This is a genomic window from Arthrobacter sp. V1I9 (genome assembly GCF_030817075.1).
Lineage (GTDB): Bacteria > Actinomycetota > Actinomycetes > Actinomycetales > Micrococcaceae > Arthrobacter.
Map to the genome: position 1 here is coordinate 2,227,794 of NZ_JAUSYU010000001.1, position 18,381 is coordinate 2,246,174.

Consider the following 18,381-nt stretch of genomic DNA (forward strand, 5'->3'; position numbering starts at 1 on the left):
CCGCCCCTTCCCTGCCCGCCCCCTGCCACGAACGGAAACCCATTGGCCAAGAAGGACGAAAAGTCGCAAAAGAACGCCCCGCTGATCGGCATCGACATCGGAGGCACGGGAATCAAGGGCGGCATCGTCGACCTGAAAAAAGGCAAACTGCTCGGTGAACGGTTCCGCGTTCCCACCCCGCAGCCCGCTACCCCGGAGTCCGTTGCCGAGGCAGTGGCGCTGGTGGTTTCCGAACTCTCGGCCCGCCCCGAGGCTCCGGCCGCCGGCTCCCCCGTAGGCGTCACTTTCCCCGGCATCATCCAGCACGGCGTGGTCCACTCCGCCGCCAACGTGGACAAGAGCTGGCTCAACACCGACATCGACGGGCTCCTCACGGCGCGCCTGGGCCGTCCCGTGGAGGTCATCAACGACGCCGACGCCGCCGGGCTTGCGGAAGCCCGGTACGGCGCTGGCGCAGGCATCGCAGGCACAGTCCTGGTGATCACCCTCGGCACCGGGATCGGTTCAGCCTTTATCTTCGACGGCAAGCTGGTACCGAACGCTGAGCTGGGCCACCTCGAGATCGACGGCCACGACGCGGAGACCAAGGCCTCCGCCGTGGCACGCGAACGGGACGGCCTGACGTGGGACCAGTACAGCGTCCTCCTGCAGCGCTACTTCTCCCACGTCGAGTTCCTGTTCTCCCCCGAACTGTTCATCGTTGGCGGCGGCATTTCCAAACGCGCGGATGAGTACTTGCCCAACCTCAAACTCCGCACGCCGATCGTGCCCGCAGTCCTGCGGAACGAGGCCGGCATTGTGGGTGCCGCCATTGAAATCGCACTGAAGCACAAGCTCGCCAAGTAAGGTGCGCGCTCCTGCTCCCGCCCGGGGCGTTATGGTGGTCACCGGCGCCAGCCGCGGCATCGGTGCCGCCATCGCCCGGCTGGCTGCCCGTGCAGGCTACGCCGTGGTGGTGAACTATTCGGCAGATGCGGACGGTGCGGCAGCCGTGGTTGAGGATATTGCGAACGACGGCGGCACGGCGGTTCCTGCCCGGGCGGACGTTAGTGACCCTGCCGCGGTCCGTTCCCTCTTCGATGCCGCCGCGCGGCTGGGGACGTTGACGGCAGTGGTGAACAACGCAGGGATCACCGGCAACCTGATGGGGAACCTCGTGGACGTGCCTGCGGAGAATGTCCGGCGGGTCATGGACGTCAATGTGACGGGACTGATCTACGTCTGCCAGGAGGCGGTGCGCCGTCTCAGCATCCACACCGGTGGCGCGGGCGGTTCGGTTATCAACATTTCGTCCACTGCAACCAAGGCAGGCTCCCCCGGAACCTGGGCGCACTACGCGGCCTCCAAAGGAGCGGTGGACGTCCTCACCACAGGATTTGCGGCCGAAGTGGCCCAGCAGGGCATCCGGGTGAACGCAGTGGCGCCGGGCAGCACCAACACAGGCCTGCATGCGGCGGCCGGCATGCCGGACCGTGTGGAGCGGCTGAACCCGACCATCCCGCTTGGCAGGGGCGCCGAGCCCGAAGAAGTAGCGGCCGCCGTCCTGTGGCTGATGTCCGCGGAGGCGGCCTACATCACCGGCGCGGTGTTGCCTGTTTCAGGGGGAAGGTAGCCGCGTGCCCCCTGGGGGCAGGCGTGGTGCCGGTGGTGGCTGCGGCTTCCCCTCCAGTGCCACCACCGGAGCTTACAGTGGGCTCTTTTCGGAGCTCTTGGCGCCCTTGGCGGGAGTGCTCTTCGCGTCTTCTTCGGCTTCCTGGCGGAGCAGGGCGATGGCCGTTTCGAAATCCTCGAGGGATTCGAAGGCCTGGTAAACGCTCGCGAAGCGAAGGTAGGCCACCTTGTCCAGCTTCTGCAGCGGACCAAGGATAACGAGTCCCACCTCGTGGGCGTCGATCTCAGCGGCGCCGGATGAGCGGATCTGCTCCTCGACTTCCTGGGCGAGCAGAGCGAGGTCGTCTTCGCTGACCGGGCGTCCCTGGCAAGCCTTGCGCACACCGTTGATCACCTTGCTGCGGCTGAAGGGCTCGCCCACGCCGGAACGCTTGATGACGGACAGACTGGTGGTTTCCACGGTAGTGAACCGGCGCCCGCATTCAGGGCACTGGCGGCGCCGGCGGATGGCCGAGCCATCGTCCGCCATTCGGCTGTCCACCACCCGGGAGTCGGGGTTGCGGCAGAACGGACAGTACATAACGTCCCTTCTTTCGCTTGATATTCTTGCTTGGTGTTGCCAGGCTTTATGGACGCGGCAAGACATAGCCCGGCCCGCGGCGCCTCCAGTTTACGTCCCGGAGCCCGCTAATAACAACCCTGTAATTACTACATGTTGTGGTGGGCACTACTAGATGTCGGGCCCGCGGCAGTCCCTGGGCTCAGGAGAACCGGGCCGTGACCGCCTCGCCGTGGGCGGGCAGGTCTTCTGCGCCGGACAGGCTGACGATGTGGCCGCTCACTTCTGCCAGCGCCTCACGGCTGTAGTTCACTACCTGGATGGCCCGGAGGAAGGTGGTGACGTTCAGGCCGGACGAGAAGGCAGCCGTGCCGCTGGTGGGCAGCACGTGGTTGGAGCCGGCGCAGTAGTCCCCAAGGCTGACTGGGCTGAAGTCGCCAACGAAGATGGCCCCGGCATTACGGATCCTGGCGGCCACGCCGGCGGCGTCGCGGGTCATGATTTCAAGGTGCTCCGCCGCGTAGGCGTCACAGGCGGCGATGCCCTGGTCAAGGTCGTCCACCAGGACCGCCCCGGACTGCGGGCCGGACAGCGCTTCGATGACGCGGCCGGAGTGCTTGGTGGCGGCGGCCTGCCGGTCCAGTTCGGTGCGGACGGCGGCGGCGAGGTCTTCGGAATCCGTGATGAGCACCGAGGCCGCCTTGGGATCGTGTTCCGCCTGGCTGATCAGGTCGGCGGCGACCAGTGCAGGTTGGGCCGTGGAGTCCGCGAGGATTGCAATCTCGGTGGTGCCGGCCTCGGAATCGATACCTACTGCGCCTTTCACCAGGCGCTTGGCCGTCGCCACGAAAATATTGCCCGGCCCGGTCACCACGTCCACCGGTTCCAGCGATGGACCGGCCTCCGTGGCGGGCACCCCGTAGGCGAACGCGGCGATGGCCTGGGCGCCGCCGATGGCGTACACCTCCGTGATGCCGAGCAGCGCAGCGGCGGCAAGGATGGTGGGGTGCGGCAGGCCGTCGAACTCTTTCTGCGGGGGCGAGGCCAGGGCAATGGACTCTACTCCGGCGGCGAGTGCCGGTACCACGTTCATGATGACGGAGGACGGGTAGACGGCAAGGCCGCCGGGCACGTAGAGTCCCACCCGCGCCACCGGCAGCCAGTTCTGGCTGACCAGTGCGCCGTCGCCTAGCTGAACCTCCACGTTGCGCGGACGCTGGCCATCGGCAAACCGGCGTGCCCGGCTGATTGATTCCTCCAGCGCCATCCGGACGGCGGGGTCCAGCTCCTGCAGTGCTGCCGCAAGGGCCTCCTGCGGAACGAGGGGGTGGTTCTGCTCCACGCCGTCGAAGCGAAGGGCCAATTTTCCCAGTGCGTCGAAGCCCCGCTGCCGGACGGCGGAGATAATGTCGAGGACCTTCTCTTCGGCGTCGGCTACCGTCTGGCCCTGGGCGCGGGGCACAGCGGCGCGGAGTTCCGCGAGGGTCAGGTTCCGGCCGCGGAGGTCAACAGTGCGGAAATTCACGGCGGCATCAGCGGGGGTTGCGGGAAGATCGGAAGAAATGGTCACCGCACTATTTTACGGGCCCCGGCGCAACGTGCTGCGACCGGTGCAGGCCGCCGTCGTCCTTACCGCCGTTCTCCTTCCTTCCGAGGAGGTGCATCAACTCCAGCACAAAGACGGACACGGCAGTGGCAGCGGGCCACAGCAGCAGCACAGGCAGGGAGCGCAACGAAAAGGCAATGCTGGCGTTGGCCGAGGCGTCTACCGCGGGTCCCCACAGCTGCGCGGACAGCAGGCCCGCCTGCCAGGCCAGCACGGCGCCGCACAGGGCGCCCGCCAGCCCCATGAGCAGGTCGGCCTGCGGATCCCGGCGCTTTTTGTCCGTCAGGAACACTGCCAGGAGGCACCCGGCGAAGACCAGAAGCCCGGCCAGCGTGAGGTCCCTGGGGAGCCAGACCAGGGGGTTGGTGCCGGTCCCGAGGGATGCCTCCCTGGTAATGAGGTTGAGGCCGCCGGGCGCGAGCAGCCACCAGAGAATTCCCACAGGCACTCCCCCCGCTGCCGGGACCGCGAGCATGGCCCAGGGCAGCCGCGGGCGTGCGCGGCGGGTTGGTTTCATCATGCAACAAACCTTAACAAATGTTCCGCCGGCTTAACCGCCGGACGTGGGAGTTCAAGTAATTCCCTGCCTGGCCAACCGGACCATACCCTTGAAGGAGAACACAACCACCACCATCAGGAGTTCCCGTGACCGTAAATGACGTGCCGTTCGAGCGGACGTTCAGGGAGATGTTTCGGCGCCACGCCGCGGGAGTTGCCATCATCACGGTCAACTACCAGGACAGCCCGTTCGGCTTCACTGCCACCTCCGTAGCGTCGTTGTCGGCGCAGCCCCCGCGCTTTACCTTCAATATGGCGCGCAGTTCCAGGTCATGGCCTGCCGTGGCCAACACCACCTACCTCGGCGTCCACATGCTTGGACTGGAGAACCAGCAACTCGCCGACCGGTTTGCCGGCGCCGGCAACCGTTTTGAGGGCGACCACTGGGACGTCGGGCCGCACGGGGTACCGGTGCTGAAGGACGTGGCCGGCTGGTTGATTGGCGAGGTGCAGATGCGCCTCTCGTTCGAGAACAACGCGGTTGTGGTGGTGCAGGTGGTCGACGGCCAGGTGGGCGGCGACGGGTCGCCACTCCTCTACCACTCCGGCGGGTACAGCCAGCCGGTGCCGCTCGACTACGAAATCTAAGGGCCCCCGCCAGGCGACCAGGCATGGCGCCTAAAACAGGCGTCAAGAAACAGCAGCCAACGACGGCGGGGAGTCCCGCCGTCGTCCGCTCCCTGTATGTCAGGCGTCGAGGCAGGCGGGGCCGAGCAGTACTTTCAGGTCGCCAAAGAGGGACGGGCTCGGGTTCACGCGGAGGTGGACCGGCAGGCCCATGATTTCGGTCCTGGTATCGCCCTGCAGGTGCAGGCGGACTTCGGAGTTCCCGCGGTGGGTCCGGAGCACGTCACCCAATTCGGTGACCACAGCCTCAGTGGCCTTGTGGGTGGGCATGGTGATCACCAGTGGTCCGTTCAGCCCTTCGCTCAGGTCAGGTACGGACAGTTCCATGCAGTTGAGGGTGATCGCGCCGTCGTCACGCTTCTGCAGGCGCCCCTTGACCACCACGATCAGGTCCTCGGCAAGTATCGAGGCAATGGGCCCGTAAACCTGGCCGAAGAACATCACTTCCATGGAAGCGCCCAGGTCTTCCACCTCAGCCCGGGCGTAGGCATTGCCGCTGGCCTTCGCGATGCGCCGGCTCAGTGACGTGATCATACCGGCGATGGTGATGATGGCGCCGTCCTGCGGACCGTCCTCGCCCAGGACGGAAGTAATGCTCAGCTCGGCGTGCTGGCTCAGCACCCCTTCGAGGCCCTGCAGCGGGTGGTCCGAGACATAGAGTCCCAGCATGTCCCGTTCGAAGGACAGTTTGTCCTTCTTCTCCCACTCGGGAAGGTCAGGAATCTCTATGCTCAGCGACGACTCTGATTCCGCTTCTTCGAAGCCGGCGAACAGGTCAAACTGGCCGATCGCTTCATTGCGCTTGAGCGTGATGACCGAATCGATGGCCTCCTCATGGATCATCGCCAGGGCACGGCGGTGATGGCCCAGCGAGTCGAAGGCGCCGGACTTGATCAGCGATTCAATGGTGCGCTTGTTGCAGACCACTGCGGGCACCTTCATTAGGTAGTCCTTGAAGGACGTGTAGGCGCCCTCGCTTTCGCGGGCGGCCACCATGGCTTCCACCACGTTGACGCCCACGTTGCGGATGGCGCCCATGCCGAAGCGGATGTCGTTGCCCACAGGAGTGAAGTTCAGGGCGGACTCATTGACGTCCGGCGGGAGCACGGTGATGCCCATGCGCCGGCACTCGTTGAGGTAGATGGCCGACTTGTCCTTGTCGTCACCCACGGACGTGAGCAGCGCGGCCATGTACTCCGGGGCGTAGTGGGCCTTCAGGTACGCGGTCCAGTAGGAGATCACTCCATACGCGGCGGAGTGGGCCTTGTTGAATGCGTAATCGGAGAACGGCAGCAGGATGTCCCACAGGGTCTTTACGGCCTCCATGGAGTAACCGTTGTCCTGCATGCCCTGGGAGAAGCCCGCAAACTGCTTGTCCAGCTCAGACTTCTTCTTTTTGCCCATGGCGCGGCGGAGGATGTCTGCCTGGCCCAGCGAGTACCCGGCCAGCTTCTGGGCCACGGCCATTACCTGCTCCTGGTATACGATCAGGCCATACGTTCCGCCGAGGATCTCGGAGAGCGGTTCCTTCAGTTCCGGGTGGATCGGAATGACTTCCTGGATCCCGTTCTTGCGGAGCGCGTAGTCGGTATGCGCATTGGCGCCCATCGGCCCCGGCCGGTAAAGCGCGAGCACGGCCGAGATGTCCTCGAAGTTGTCAGGCTTCATGAGCTTGAGCAGGGAGCGCATCGGTCCGCCGTCCAGCTGGAACACGCCCAGGGTGTCGCCACGGGCCAGCAGTTCGTAGGACGGGGGCGTCGTCGAGTTCCAGGGACTCAAGGTCCAGGTCGATGCCGCGGTTCATCTTGATGTTTTCCAGGGCATCGGAAATGATCGTGAGGTTTCGCAGCCCCAGGAAGTCCATCTTGATCAGGCCGAGGCCCTCGCAGGTGGGGTAATCGAACTGCGTGATCACCTGGCCGTCCTGGATGCGGCGCATGATGGGGATAACGTCGATGATAGGGTCCGAGGACATAATGACGCCGGCGGCGTGGACGCCCCACTGGCGCTTCAGCCCCTCAATGCCCAGCGCGGTCTCGAACACCTTGGCAGCTTCGGGATCCGTGCTGACCAGCTGCCGGAAGTCGCCGGCTTCGCCGTAGCGCTTGGACTCCGGGTTCTGGATATCCGCCAGCGGGATGTCCTTGGCCATCACGGCAGGTGGCAGCGCCTTGGTCAGCTGCTCGCCCATGCTGAAGGGATAGCCCAGCACGCGCGAGGAGTCCTTGAGCGCCTGCTTGGTTTTGATGGTGCCGTAGGTGACGATCATGGCTACGCGCTCATCGCCGTACTTGCGGGTCACGTAATCGATGACTTCCGAGCGGCGCCGGTCATCGAAGTCGACGTCGAAGTCGGGCATGGAGACGCGGTCGGGGTTCAAGAACCGCTCGAAGATGAGGCCGTGGCGAAGCGGGTCCAGGTCGGTAATGCGCATGGCGTAGGCCACCATGGAGCCGGCGCCGGAACCGCGGCCGGGACCCACGCGGATGCCGTTGTTCTTGGCCCAGTTGATGAAGTCCGCCACCACCAGGAAGTAGCCGGGGAAGCCCATGGAGGTGATGACTCCGAGCTCGTAGTCGGCCTGCGCGCGGACCTCGTCCGGAACGCCGCCCGGGTAACGGTAGTCGAGTCCCTTGGCCACTTCCTTGACCAGCCAGGAGGTCTCGTCCTCCCCCGGCGGGCAGGGGAACCGGGGCATGTAGTTGGCGCCGGTGTTGAAGGAAACCTCGCACCGCTCGGCGATCAGGAGGGTGTTGTCGCACGCGTCCGGGTGGTCCCGGAACAGCTCCCGCATCTCCTGCGGTGACTTCAGGTAGTAGCCGCTGCCCGAGAAGGCGAAGCGGGAGCCGCCGTTGTCGTACGTGGGCTCCAAAAGGGTGGAGCCGGACTGGATGGCCAGCAGCGCCTCGTGGGCTTTGGCGTCGTGCTCGTGCGTGTAGTGGAGATCGTTCGTGGCGACGAGCGGAAGGTTCAGGTCCTTGGCAAGGCGGAGCAGGTCCCCGGTGACGCGCCGTTCGATGTCCAGCCCATGGTCCATGAGTTCGCAGAAGTAGTTTTCTGCCCCGAAGATGTCGCGGAACTCGGCGGCTGCTTCCAGCGCCTCCCGGTATTGGCCCAGCCGCAGGCGGGTCTGGACTTCCCCGGACGGGCAGCCGGTAGTGGCGATGAGCCCCTCGGAGTAGGTGTTCAGCAGCTCACGGTCCAGGCGGGGCCATTTGCCGAAAACGGCGTCCAGCGAGGCGATGGAGGACGCCCGGAACAGGTTCCGCATGCCCGCGTTGTTGTAGCTCAGCAAGGTCATGTGGGTGTAGGAACCACCGCCGGAGATGTCGTCCTTGCGCTGGTGCTCCTCGCCCCAGCGCACACGGCTTTTGTCACCGCGGGCCGTTCCCGGCGTCACATAGGCTTCGACGCCGATGATCGGCTTGATTCCCTTGTCGGTGGCCTTCTTCCAGAAGTCGAAAGCGCCGAAGAGGTAGCCGTGGTCGGTGGTGGCGATGGCGGGCATGCCCAGCCGTTCGGTTTCGTCGAACAGCTCGCCGAGCCTTGCGGCACCGTCCAGCATTGAATACTCGGTGTGGTTGTGGAGATGGACAAACGAGTCGTTGCTGGAAGTCACCGCACTATTCTATGCGCTGGGCACCCGCACCGAGGGTCAGGCCCGCCCGGACTCCAGCACTTGGAGGGCAAACGCAAGGTCCTGCGGATAGTCGCTGATGACACGAACCTGCTCGCCCGTCACCGGGTGCTCAAAGCCGAGCTCGCGGGCATGCAGCCATTGCCGGGTCAGTCCAAGCGTGGCGGCCAGCCGGGGGTCGGCGCCGTAAGTGAGGTCGCCTGCGCAGGGATGGCGGAGTGCCGAGAAATGTACGCGGATCTGGTGGGTGCGCCCCGTCTCCAGGTGCACCTCCACAAGGCTTGCCTTGCCGAACGCTTCCACCACTTCGTAATGCGTGACGGACGGCCGGCCGTCCTCAATCACCGCGAACCGCCAGTCATGTCCCGGGTGGCGGCCGATCGGTGCGTCGATGGTGCCGGTCAGCGGATCAGGCAAACCCTGGACCACAGCGTGGTAGACCTTGTCCACCGTGCGTTCCTTGAAGGCCCGCTTCAGGGCGGTGTAGGCGCGTTCGGACTTGGCGACCACCATTGCCCCGGACGTGCCGACGTCGAGCCGGTGGACGATACCCGCGCGCTCGGGCGAGCCGGAGGTGGAAATGCGGTAGCCCGCCCCGGCGAGTCCGCCCACCACGGTGGGCCCCACCCAGCCCGGAGAGGGATGGGCCGCGACACCCACGGGTTTGTCCACGACGACGAAATCGTCGTCGTCGAGCAGGATCTTCAGGCCTTCCACAACTTCCTCCACGACTTCAAGGGGGTCACGCCGTTCCGGCAGGCTCACCTGGAGGACATCTCCGGCTACGAGCTTTGCCGACTTTCCCAGTGCCTTGCCTTTGCTGAGGACATTGCCTTCGGCGATAAGGGTAGCGGCAAGGGAACGCGAGATGCCCATCAGCCCGGCGAGGCCCGCGTCGGCGCGTGTTCCGGCGTATTCTTCGGCGACGACCACGCGCTCAGGCATCCGTGGGCTTTTCCTTGTTACCGGACGTCAGCCGTGTTCCGTCCAGGGTGATTCCGCGCAGCGTGAGGATGCAGATGATCGCGACGGCGGAGACGACAGCCGAGTCAGCGATGTTGAAGATTGCGAAATTGGGCAGCTGGATAAAGTCCACCACATGCCCCATACCGAAGGATGGTTCCCGGAAGAGCCTGTCGGTGAGGTTGCCCAGCGCGCCGCCCAGCAGCAGGCCGAGGGCCAGGGACCACCATTTCGAGCCGAGCTTGCGGACTTGGAACAGGATGGCCACCGCAACGGCGGCCATAATGATGGAGAACACCCAGGTGACGTTTTCCCCGATGGAGAACGCAGCCCCCGAGTTCCGGATGAAGTACCAATGCAGCAGCGGCGGGAAGACCGGGATTCGCTCCCCTTCCACCATGGTGGAGGTGACCCAGATCTTGGTCAGCTGGTCCAGGACGTAGGCGAAAACTGCGAACCCTGCGAAGAGGGACAGCAGCACGGCTCTCCGGGGGCGCGGCGAAGGCGGTACGGGGCGGGCCGGGTCGGCGGCGAGTTCGTCAGTCATGGTGCTTTCATTCGTAAAACCTGGTTCAATGCCAAAAGCCGGTGGCCGAGGAATCCCCAGCCACCGGCTTTCAGAATACGTGCTTAGCCGGATTAGTTGGCTTCGCTGACTTCCGGCGTTGCCACTGAACCGCGGGCATCGAGGTCGCGGAGCTGGCCTTCGATGTAGGCCTTCAGGCGTGAACGGTAGTCGCGCTCGAAGCCGCGGAGCTGCTCCACCTTGCGCTCCAGCACGGAGCGCTGCTGCTCGAGGGCTCCGAGGATCTTGCGGGACTTTTCCTGGGCGTCGTTGACGAGGCTGCTAGCTTCGATCTGCGCTTCGGCGATGATCTTGTCCTTCTGCGCCTGTCCGTCTGCGACGTGGCGGTCGTGCATCTGCTGGGCCATGGCGAGCAGGCCGGCAGCGGATTCTGCTGAGGCGGTGGAGGCGGCCGGAGCGGCGGCAACGGGAGCGGCAGCTACCGGAGCGGACGGCTGGACGTCCTTCTTCTTGCGCTCTTCGGCGGCCTTGGCTTCGGCTTCAGCCTTCTCGCGTGCTTCGTCCTTGTCGGACTTGACGGGCGCGGGGACCTTCTCCACCACGGGTGCGGCGGCAGAGCTGGCCGGCACGCTGGACCCGGCTTCGGAGAGCTTCTTGCGAAGTTCGTCGTTTTCCTGGTTCAGGCGGCGGAGTTCAACAACGATTTCGTCCAGGAAGTCATCAACTTCATCCTGGTCGTAGCCTTCGCGGAACTTGGTCGGCTGAAAGCGCTTGTTGACAACGTCTTCTGGCGTCAAAGCCATCTGGTCACCTCACTGGTCTGGTTAGTCAGTAGGCCTTCCGGCCGTCAAAACTACGGTACCTAAAGTTGGTCTGGTTCCTCTAATTCAACACTGCGGTGTCAAACGCGAGTTTTCTTCATATTGCATGGTGGTTCCCGGCGGGTTCCATCCGTGTGCACTGCTGGGTCTATCCGGTAAATCAGGCGAGGCCCCTGGTGATCCCCATGGCAATGCTGACGGCGATGAACAGGACCAGGAAGCCCAGGTCCAGGGAAATGCCGCCAAGGCGCAGCGGCGGGATCAGCCGGCGCAGTCCGTTGAGCGGCGGGTCCGTGATGGAGTAGACGGCGTGAGCCACTACCAGGGCCGCTCCCCGGGGGCGCCACTCCCGTGCGAACATCTGCACCCAGTCGAAAACCAGGCGGATGATCAGTGCCACAAAAAACAGCAAAAGCGCGAGATAGACAAGCCCGAAAACAATTCCCATGACTTAATTCATATCTCCATGTCCATAGTGGTTACCGCGGCGTCCGGCCGATGCTTCTCGTCTATTTCAGCACAGATGCCAGGCAGGTGTGTCCCTGCCTGGCATCGCGTCAGGATATTCGGTCAGCTTTGGTTAAAGAAGCTGGCTTGGGTCTCGCTGGCTTTTTTGTCATCGCCGATGACTTCGACATACGACGGCGAGAGCAGGAACACCTTGTTGGTCACCCGTTCGATGCTCCCCCGCAGCCCAAAGACCAGGCCTGCGGAGAAGTCCACGAGGCGCTTGGCATCCGCCTCGCCCATGTCCGTCACGTTCATGATGACCGGGATTCCGTCACGGAAGCTTTCGCCGATCAGCTTGGCATCGTTGTAGGAGCGCGGATGGATAGTGGTGATCTGGCGGAGACCGCTGGTCTCCTCGCGGCTTGAGGCCGCGCGCTTGATGGGTGTCACTGGGGCGCGATATTCCTCTTCGGGGGTGTAGGACGTTTCGCGGCTGACCTCGCGGACGGGTGCAGGTGCACGGCGCTCCTCGCGGTCAGCTTCCATCGTTTCGTCCTCATCCTTACGTGTGGTCTGTTGCTCGGACTCGTAGTGTTCATCGCCGTCGGCGAGCCCAAGATAGATCATTGTCTTGCGCAGAGCGCCGGCCATGGTCGACTCCTAATCGTGTCCGTAAGCGGGCCGCCCAATGACTTGACAGCACTGGAGTCCCCCGCCCATCACTTCCAATAGCACCGACGCTACCCCACGGGGGGACGCGATCCGAGAATATCGGAACCGATTCGCAGGTGTGTCGCCCCGAACAGGATGGCCGCTTCGAGGTCCTGGCTCATGCCTGCCGAGATGCCGGTGGCCGCCGGATGCTGCGCCACAAGCGCGGCAGACACGGCGGCAAGTTTTTCGAAGGCCGGCCCGGGCGGGGCGCCAAGGGGGGCCACTGCCATCACACCCGCAAGCTTCAGGCTCCCGGCTGTTGCTATCCGTTCTGCAAGCACCCCCACATCGTTGGGGTCGGCGCCACCCCGGTGGGTTCCGGCGTCGTCCTCCAGGCTGACCTGGATGAAGCACTCCAGCGGCGCCCGTCCGGTGGTGTCCTGCTGGGCCTGGGCCGCTTTGGCCAGGGCATCCACGAGCTGCGGCCGGTCAACCGAATGCACAGCCGCGGCGTAGCGGACCACGGACTTCGCCTTTTTGGTCTGCAGCTGGCCCACGAAGTGCCACGCTAGTCCGCACTCCACCAGTTGTTCCGCTTTGGCGGCCGCTTCCTGGTCCCGGTTTTCGCCAACGTCCGTAACACCCAGGACGGCAAGGCGTTTGATGTCCTCGGCCGGGTGGAACTTGGTGACCACGATCAAAGTCGGTAGATCGCCTGCCCGGCCTGCCGCGGCTGCCGCCGCCGTGATGCGGCGCTGGACGGCGTCGAGCCGGCCCCTCAGCTCCTCGGAGCGCGGGTCGCCGGCTGCTCCGGGGTCAGTCATGGCACCACACCACACCTGCGAATCGCCCGGTGTTGTTGTTCCGCCGGTATGAAAAGAGCGACTCAGTTTCAAGGGTGCAGGGTCCGCAGTACTCGACGCTGATGCCCAGGCGCTCCAGCTGGCTGCGGGCACCGGCGGGCAGGTCCAGCCCGGGGGTGCCCCTGGTGGTGGTACTCCGCGCGGCGGGCACAGCGGCTGCTACCTCGGCCTGCATCGCGGCGGGCACCTCGTAGCAGTTCCCGCAGATGGACGGCCCAAGCCAGGCGCGGATGCCAGAGGCCCCGAGGGACTTCATGGTCCCCACTGCGGCTGGAATGACGCCGCCGGCAAGGCCGGGCCGGCCAGCGTGCACGGCTGCCAGGACCGGCCCTTCCGCCGAATCCCCTGCCAGCAGGACGGGAATGCAGTCAGCAACCATCACTGCCAGCGGAAAGCCCAGGGAGACCATGGCATCGGCTTCGGGCGCCGCAGTGCCCTGGTCCATAACCGCCACGGTGGTGCCGTGAACCTGGTTCATGAACCGCAGGCCCCGCGGAGCGACGCCGATGGTCCGTTCCAGATCCGCGCGGCGCCGGCCCACTTCCACGGGGTCGTCGCCCACGTGCAGCGCCAGGTTTCCGGCGGCAGCGTCAGTAAAGGCGACGGACACTCCTGGCCGGATTTCGGCACCCCAGTGGAACAATCCTGCGCCTACTTCAGGAAGTCGGGGACATCCAGGTCATCCGAGTGGCTGCCGGAGAGGTCCGGCTCCACAACGGAAGGGAGGTCGACGTCGAAGCCTGAGTCAGCGGGGACAGCGGAGGGACGCTGCTGGCCCCAGTTGCTGAGCCCGGCTGCACCCACACCGGCATGGACCGGCTGGACGTTGTGGGAGTGGTTGCCCGCGGAAGGAGCCTGGGCGGGTGCCGGGGCAACAGGCGCGGCCGGCCGCTGCGGAGCAACCTGCGGCTGGGACTGGTCCATGGACGGCGAAGTGGCCTTGACGTCGTCGAACCCTGCAGCGATGACCGTCACGCGGGCTTCGTCGCCGAGTGCGTCGTCGATAACGGCGCCGAAGATGATGTTCGCTTCCGGGTGCGCCACTTCCTGAACCAGGCGTGCGGCTTCATTGATCTCAAACAGGCCGAGGTCCGAACCACCCTGGATGGACAGGAGCACACCATGGGCTCCGTCAATGGAAGCTTCCAGCAGCGGTGAGGCGATGGCGAGCTCAGCGGCCTTGACGGCGCGGTCTTCGCCCCGGGCCGAGCCGATGCCCATCAGGGCGGACCCGGCGCCCTGCATGACGGACTTGACGTCCGCGAAGTCAAGGTTGATCAGGCCCGGAGTGGTGATGAGGTCGGTGATGCCCTGTACACCCGAGAGCAGCACCTGGTCAGCGGAGCGGAAGGCGTCCAGGACGGAGACGTTGCGGTCGCTGATCGAGAGGAGGCGGTCGTTGGGGATAACGATCAGGGTGTCCACTTCGTCGCGGAGGGCGTCGATGCCGGCCTCCGCGGACCCCGCGCGGCGGCGGCCTTCGAACGTGAACGGGCGGGTCACCACGCCGATGGTCAGGGCACCAAGGGAGCGGGCAATGCGTGCGACGACGGGAGCGCCGCCGGTGCCGGTACCGCCGCCTTCGCCGGCGGTAACGAAGACCATGTCGGCGCCGCGAAGCACCTCCTCGATCTCGTCCGCGTGGTCCTCGGCAGCCTGCTTGCCCACCTCGGGGTTCGCGCCTGCGCCGAGGCCGCGGGTCAGTTCCCGTCCCACGTCAAGCTTGACGTCGGCGTCGCTCATCAGCAGGGCCTGGGCGTCGGTGTTGATGGCGATGAATTCAACACCCCGGAGGCCGACCTCGATCATGCGGTTGACTGCGTTCACGCCACCGCCGCCGATGCCGACGACTTTGATGACGGCCAAGTAATTCTGCGGAGCTGCCACGTTACGTGTCCCTTGTTCGTGTCTTTTTGCGAAATCTGATGAAGAGCTTAGTGCCTGCAACCCTAACCTTCGACTTGAAGGTTATAGTTATGTCAAGTAACTCATGTCTGTGACGGTATTTCCTCTGGTTCACACATTCAATGACCGGCTCCGCGTGTCGGATTAATACCGGAAAGAAAGCGTGTCAGCGGGTCACCGGATGCCGGGGCACACTCACGTCGTACACCTTAACCGGGTTTTGGGGATCCGCCGGAACCTTGAGGAGCGCGGCGAGTACTTTGGCCTTGAGTTCCTTCTCCCCCGCGTTGCCCCAGATAATGGTCTGGCCGTCCACGAGTTTGAGTTCCACCGCGTCCACTGACTGGGCGGACGCGTTCGACAGCTTGGCGAGCACATCCGCCGGCAGCGCACCCAGCACCTCCGCGGTAGCACGGAACAGCTCCTTGCCGATGGTACCGGCGCCGCCGTCAATGACCGGCAACGAGACCGACGCCGGATCCGCCGTAGCGGCCAGCTGAATGCCCTCCACGTCCACCAGCTGGTAGCGCTCCCCCTGCTTGACCAGCGCCACCGGCACGCGTTCACGCACCGCCACAGCCAGGCCCGACGGCGGACGTGCCTCGGCCGAGACGGACTTGACCTGGACCAGGGGCTCAAGGAGGCGCCCTACCTCCTCGTCCGTGATCTGTGGCAGGGGCTTGCCGTGCAGGGGTTCAAGCGCGGTCTGCACCTGCGCAGGAGTCAGCAGGCGCGTCCCGGAAACCGAGATCGTGTCCACCGCAAGGACCGGGGAGAACACAGCGGCGGCCAGCAGCGCGGCCACCAAAGCAACCAGGGTGGCGGCCACGACCAGTACATTCCGCTTCCGCCGTTTGCCCTTGGGCTCGGGAAACGCCAGGACATTGCCCGCCCGGCTGTCCGATGCCGTGGAGGATTCCGCTGGTTTGTCCTTGTTTCGGCCCGTGAACCTGGTTGCCTTTGCCTCTTCGGGTGGCTGCGGAGCCTGGTCAACCACCGGCCGTGAGGCCGAGATCACGCTGGAGCCGCTGTCCGTATCCCGGCCTGCGTTAGAGCCGCGGGTCCGGTTGGCCGGACCCCCGGCGGCAGGGCGCCTTCCGGTGGACGCATACGTAGGGCGGCGTGAACTAGGCACGGAGGGCCTCTACGATCTGCGGCCCATAAGCCGTTACATCACCCGCACCGGCTGTCAGGACGATGTCCCCGTCGCCGGCCGCGGCGGCCAGGGCCGGCACGGCCTCCACGGCCTGGATTAGCCGCCCGCCGTCGTCGAGGTGGTCCGCGATGAGCTGGCTCGTGACCCCGGGAATCGGGTCTTCACGGGCCGGGTAAATGTCCAGCACCCAGGCAGTATCGGCAAGGTTCAGTGCCTCAGCGAATTCACGGGCAAATTCCCGGGTCCGTGAGAACAGGTGCGGTTGGAAAAGCACATGCACCTTGTGGTTGCCGGCCACCGAGCGGGCGGCGGCAAGGGCTGCCCGAACTTCGGTGGGATGGTGGGCGTAATCGTCGAAGACCCGCACACCCCGAGCCTGGCCCTTCAGCTCAAAGCGCCGTGAAGCCCCGGAGAACTGTGCCAGGGCGCCGGCAGCCGCGGCTGGCTCGACGCCCAGCTCGAGTGCTACGGCAAAAGCAGCCGCCGCGTTCAGGGCGTTGTGCCGGCCCGGCACCTGCAGGTCGAGCTGGAAGCGGCCGGACGGCGTGGACACCGCAACGTCCCCGGGGCCGCCGTCGTGCAGCAAAAGCTCCGCCTCGGCGCCCGTCCCGTAAAGGACCACGCGGGCGTTGCCGCGTTCCCGGGCACGCTCTGCAAGGGCCAGCGCTCCTGGATCGTCGGCGCAGGCGATCAGCACGCCGTCGGCCGGCAGCAGGGCGGTAAAGCGGTCGAAGGATTCGTAGACGGCCTCGGCGGTGCCGTAGTAGTCCAGGTGGTCGGGCTCCACATTGGTGACCACGGCGATCCTGGGCCGGTAGTTGAGGAAGGACCCGTCGGACTCGTCTGCCTCGGCCACAAAGACCGGGGACGTTCCGGACGCGGCATTGACGCCGAGGGCGGGCACGTTGGCGCCGATTGCAAAAGAGGGGTCCAGGCCGGCGCCCTGCAGCAGGACCGCGACCATTGACGTGGTGGTGGACTTGCCATGGGTCCCGGCCACGGTCACCACTACGTCCTCCCCCATGGTTGCCGCCAAGGCAACGGAGCGGTGCAGCACGGGCACCCCTGCTTCCCTGGCGGCCATCACCTCGGGGTTGTCCGCCCTGATCGCTGTCCCTGCCACCACGGTCTGCGCGTCCGCCAGGTTGGCTGCGTCGTATCCGACGGCGATGCGCGCCCCGGCGGCAGCAAGGTCCGCCATCACGGGAAGGTCCGTTGCATCTGAACCGCTGACCGGCACGCCCCGGGCCACCATGATCCGGGCCACAGCGGACATGCCCACGCCGCCGACGCCGACGAAGTGGACCTTGCCCAGGGAGGCGAGGCTGGGAATGGTGTCGGAGCTCATGTGGATACCGCTTCCAGGACTAGACCGGCCATGCGCTGGTCGGCGTTTCGGATACCAAGCCGGTACGAATTGGCGGCCATGGTGGCGAGGCGGGACTGGTCGGTGACGAGGGGAACCAGTTCACTGCCTACCCACTCGGGGGTGAAGTCGCGGTCCGCAACGAGCACGGCGCCGCCGGCGGCGACGAGTCCAGCCGCGTTGAGGGCCTGTTCCCCGTTGCCAATGGGCAGCGGAACCAGGACGGCCGGCACGCCGACAGCCGCAATCTCAGACACGGTGGCGGCACCGGATCGGGCCAACAGCACGTCGGCCGCGGCATAGGCCAGTTCCATGCCGTCGATGTACTCCACCTGGCGGTAGCCTTCGGCAACCAGCGGCCTGCCGCCATCATCAAGGACGGACTTGCCACGGCCGGTGATGTGCAGGGTCTGGATGCCGGCGCCGGCCAGCTGCGCGAGGGCGGCGGCGATGGTGCGGTTGATGCTCTGCGCGCCCGATGATCCGCCGGTGACAATCAGGGTGGGTTTCGTTGCGTCCAGTCCAAGTGCCTCCCGCGCCGCGGTTCGCGCGGCGGCCCGGTCCAGGCCGGAAATTTCGGTGCGCATTGGCATGCCCACGTGCAGGGCGCCCTTCAGCGGGGTGGCGTCGAAGGCTACTGCGACGCGCTTGGTGAACATCGCGCCTACCCTGTTGGCCAGCCCGGGCCGGATGTTAGCTTCATGGATCACAATCGGGATGCCGCGTTTCCGTGCGGCCAGGTACATCGGTGTGCACACGTAGCCGCCGACGCCCACCAGGACATCCGCGCCAGCCTTGTCCAGGATGGCCCCTGCCTGCCGCACGGCGCCGCCGAGCCGTCCTGGGAGGCGAAGCAGATCCACGGATGGCTTCCGCGGGAAGGGCACACGGTCGATGGTGGCGAGCTCAACGCCGGCGGCGGGCACCAGGCGGGTTTCCATTCCCGCTGGTGTTCCGACCGCGAGGATGGCAGCGCCGGGAGCTGCCGTACGGACGGCAGCTGCGATGGCCAGGAGAGGGCTGATGTGGCCGGCAGTTCCGCCGCCCGCCAGGACAATGGAGGGATTCTGGGACGTCAT

At 65.7% G+C, this 18,381-nt stretch carries 17 protein-coding genes and 1 pseudogene; 3 read left to right on the top strand and 15 right to left on the bottom strand.

What is annotated here, in order from left to right:
• Positions 1-42: 42 nt before the first annotated feature.
• Both ppgK and QFZ70_RS10560 read left to right on the top strand, forming a co-directional pair.
• On the top strand, positions 43-846 hold the full coding sequence (ppgK, locus tag QFZ70_RS10555; RefSeq protein ID WP_307095441.1) for a polyphosphate--glucose phosphotransferase: 804 nt from the start codon (positions 43-45) through the stop codon (positions 844-846).
• 1 nt (position 847) lies between these two features.
• Entirely contained in the window at positions 848-1,612 is a 765-nt protein-coding gene (locus tag QFZ70_RS10560; RefSeq protein ID WP_307095443.1) for an SDR family oxidoreductase, read from the top strand.
• Positions 1,613-1,684: 72 nt separating this feature from the next.
• Here QFZ70_RS10560 and nrdR read toward each other — a convergent pair whose 3' ends face one another.
• The 3 genes from nrdR to QFZ70_RS10575 all read right to left on the bottom strand — a co-directional run bounded on the left by nrdR (position 1,685) and on the right by QFZ70_RS10575 (position 4,296).
• On the bottom strand, positions 1,685-2,191 hold the full coding sequence (gene nrdR, locus QFZ70_RS10565; RefSeq protein WP_104045320.1) for a transcriptional regulator NrdR: 507 nt from the start codon (positions 2,189-2,191) through the stop codon (positions 1,685-1,687).
• A 181-nt stretch (positions 2,192-2,372) separates the two neighbouring features.
• Positions 2,373-3,740: a histidinol dehydrogenase gene (gene hisD, locus QFZ70_RS10570; protein ID WP_307095444.1), complete on the bottom strand. Its 1,368-nt coding sequence runs from the start codon at positions 3,738-3,740 to the stop codon at positions 2,373-2,375.
• Between the two features lie 4 nt (positions 3,741-3,744).
• Positions 3,745-4,296, bottom strand: coding sequence for a hypothetical protein (locus QFZ70_RS10575; protein WP_307095446.1), 552 nt, complete (start codon positions 4,294-4,296; stop codon positions 3,745-3,747).
• A gap of 125 nt (positions 4,297-4,421) precedes the next feature.
• Between QFZ70_RS10575 and QFZ70_RS10580 the strand changes: the two genes are divergently transcribed.
• On the top strand, positions 4,422-4,922 hold the full coding sequence (locus QFZ70_RS10580) for a flavin reductase family protein (protein ID WP_307095448.1): 501 nt from the start codon (positions 4,422-4,424) through the stop codon (positions 4,920-4,922).
• A gap of 99 nt (positions 4,923-5,021) precedes the next feature.
• On the opposite strand, the pseudogene dnaE reads toward QFZ70_RS10580, so the two are convergent.
• From dnaE to murG, 12 genes and pseudogenes are all read right to left on the bottom strand, one after another.
• Positions 5,022-8,580, bottom strand: a pseudogene (gene dnaE / locus QFZ70_RS10585) (DNA polymerase III subunit alpha).
• Between the two features lie 36 nt (positions 8,581-8,616).
• Positions 8,617-9,543 carry an RluA family pseudouridine synthase gene (locus QFZ70_RS10590; protein ID WP_307095449.1) on the bottom strand — a complete coding sequence of 309 codons (927 nt, stop codon included), beginning with the start codon at positions 9,541-9,543 and terminating at the stop codon, positions 8,617-8,619.
• A complete protein-coding gene (gene lspA, locus QFZ70_RS10595; RefSeq protein ID WP_307095450.1) occupies positions 9,536-10,108 on the bottom strand; it encodes a signal peptidase II in 573 nt (190 codons plus the stop codon). The genes QFZ70_RS10590 and lspA overlap by 8 nt, the downstream gene beginning before the upstream one ends.
• Before the next feature lie 92 nt (positions 10,109-10,200).
• Positions 10,201-10,890, bottom strand: coding sequence for a DivIVA domain-containing protein (locus QFZ70_RS10600; RefSeq protein ID WP_307095452.1), 690 nt, complete (start codon positions 10,888-10,890; stop codon positions 10,201-10,203).
• Between the two features lie 178 nt (positions 10,891-11,068).
• Positions 11,069-11,356, bottom strand: coding sequence for a YggT family protein (locus tag QFZ70_RS10605; RefSeq protein ID WP_104045313.1), 288 nt, complete (start codon positions 11,354-11,356; stop codon positions 11,069-11,071).
• A 122-nt stretch (positions 11,357-11,478) separates the two neighbouring features.
• On the bottom strand, positions 11,479-12,009 hold the full coding sequence (locus QFZ70_RS10610) for a cell division protein SepF (protein WP_256247445.1): 531 nt from the start codon (positions 12,007-12,009) through the stop codon (positions 11,479-11,481).
• Positions 12,010-12,098: 89 nt separating this feature from the next.
• The gene (locus QFZ70_RS10615) at positions 12,099-12,836 is read right to left on the bottom strand and encodes a YggS family pyridoxal phosphate-dependent enzyme (RefSeq protein ID WP_307095455.1); all 738 of its coding nucleotides are present in this window, start codon (positions 12,834-12,836) and stop codon (positions 12,099-12,101) included.
• On the bottom strand, positions 12,829-13,518 hold the full coding sequence (locus QFZ70_RS10620) for a polyphenol oxidase family protein (protein WP_307095456.1): 690 nt from the start codon (positions 13,516-13,518) through the stop codon (positions 12,829-12,831). Before QFZ70_RS10620 ends, QFZ70_RS10615 begins: the two co-directional genes overlap by 8 nt.
• Before the next feature lie 8 nt (positions 13,519-13,526).
• Positions 13,527-14,762, bottom strand: coding sequence for a cell division protein FtsZ (gene ftsZ, locus QFZ70_RS10625; protein ID WP_104045309.1), 1,236 nt, complete (start codon positions 14,760-14,762; stop codon positions 13,527-13,529).
• 184 nt (positions 14,763-14,946) lie between these two features.
• A complete protein-coding gene (locus QFZ70_RS10630; RefSeq protein ID WP_307095458.1) occupies positions 14,947-15,915 on the bottom strand; it encodes a cell division protein FtsQ/DivIB in 969 nt (322 codons plus the stop codon).
• Positions 15,908-17,284 carry a UDP-N-acetylmuramate--L-alanine ligase gene (gene murC / locus QFZ70_RS10635; RefSeq protein ID WP_307095460.1) on the bottom strand — a complete coding sequence of 459 codons (1,377 nt, stop codon included), beginning with the start codon at positions 17,282-17,284 and terminating at the stop codon, positions 15,908-15,910. The genes QFZ70_RS10630 and murC overlap by 8 nt, the downstream gene beginning before the upstream one ends.
• Entirely contained in the window at positions 17,281-18,381 is a 1,101-nt protein-coding gene (murG, locus tag QFZ70_RS10640) for an undecaprenyldiphospho-muramoylpentapeptide beta-N-acetylglucosaminyltransferase (protein WP_307095462.1), read from the bottom strand. The genes murC and murG overlap by 4 nt, the downstream gene beginning before the upstream one ends.

Coding starts and splice junctions, on each gene's coding strand:
- murC (WP_307095460.1), bottom strand. CDS start 17,284: ATGAGCTCCGACACCATTCCCAGCCTCGCCTCCCTGGGCAAGGTCCAC.
- nrdR (WP_104045320.1), bottom strand. CDS start 2,191: ATGTACTGTCCGTTCTGCCGCAACCCCGACTCCCGGGTGGTGGACAGC.
- murG (WP_307095462.1), bottom strand. CDS start 18,381: ATGACGTCCCAGAATCCCTCCATTGTCCTGGCGGGCGGCGGAACTGCC.
- QFZ70_RS10575 (WP_307095446.1), bottom strand. CDS start 4,296: ATGATGAAACCAACCCGCCGCGCACGCCCGCGGCTGCCCTGGGCCATG.
- QFZ70_RS10610 (WP_256247445.1), bottom strand. CDS start 12,009: ATGGCCGGCGCTCTGCGCAAGACAATGATCTATCTTGGGCTCGCCGAC.
- QFZ70_RS10590 (WP_307095449.1), bottom strand. CDS start 9,543: ATGCCTGAGCGCGTGGTCGTCGCCGAAGAATACGCCGGAACACGCGCC.
- QFZ70_RS10605 (WP_104045313.1), bottom strand. CDS start 11,356: ATGGGAATTGTTTTCGGGCTTGTCTATCTCGCGCTTTTGCTGTTTTTT.
- lspA (WP_307095450.1), bottom strand. CDS start 10,108: ATGACTGACGAACTCGCCGCCGACCCGGCCCGCCCCGTACCGCCTTCG.
- QFZ70_RS10615 (WP_307095455.1), bottom strand. CDS start 12,836: ATGACTGACCCCGGAGCAGCCGGCGACCCGCGCTCCGAGGAGCTGAGG.
- QFZ70_RS10600 (WP_307095452.1), bottom strand. CDS start 10,890: ATGGCTTTGACGCCAGAAGACGTTGTCAACAAGCGCTTTCAGCCGACC.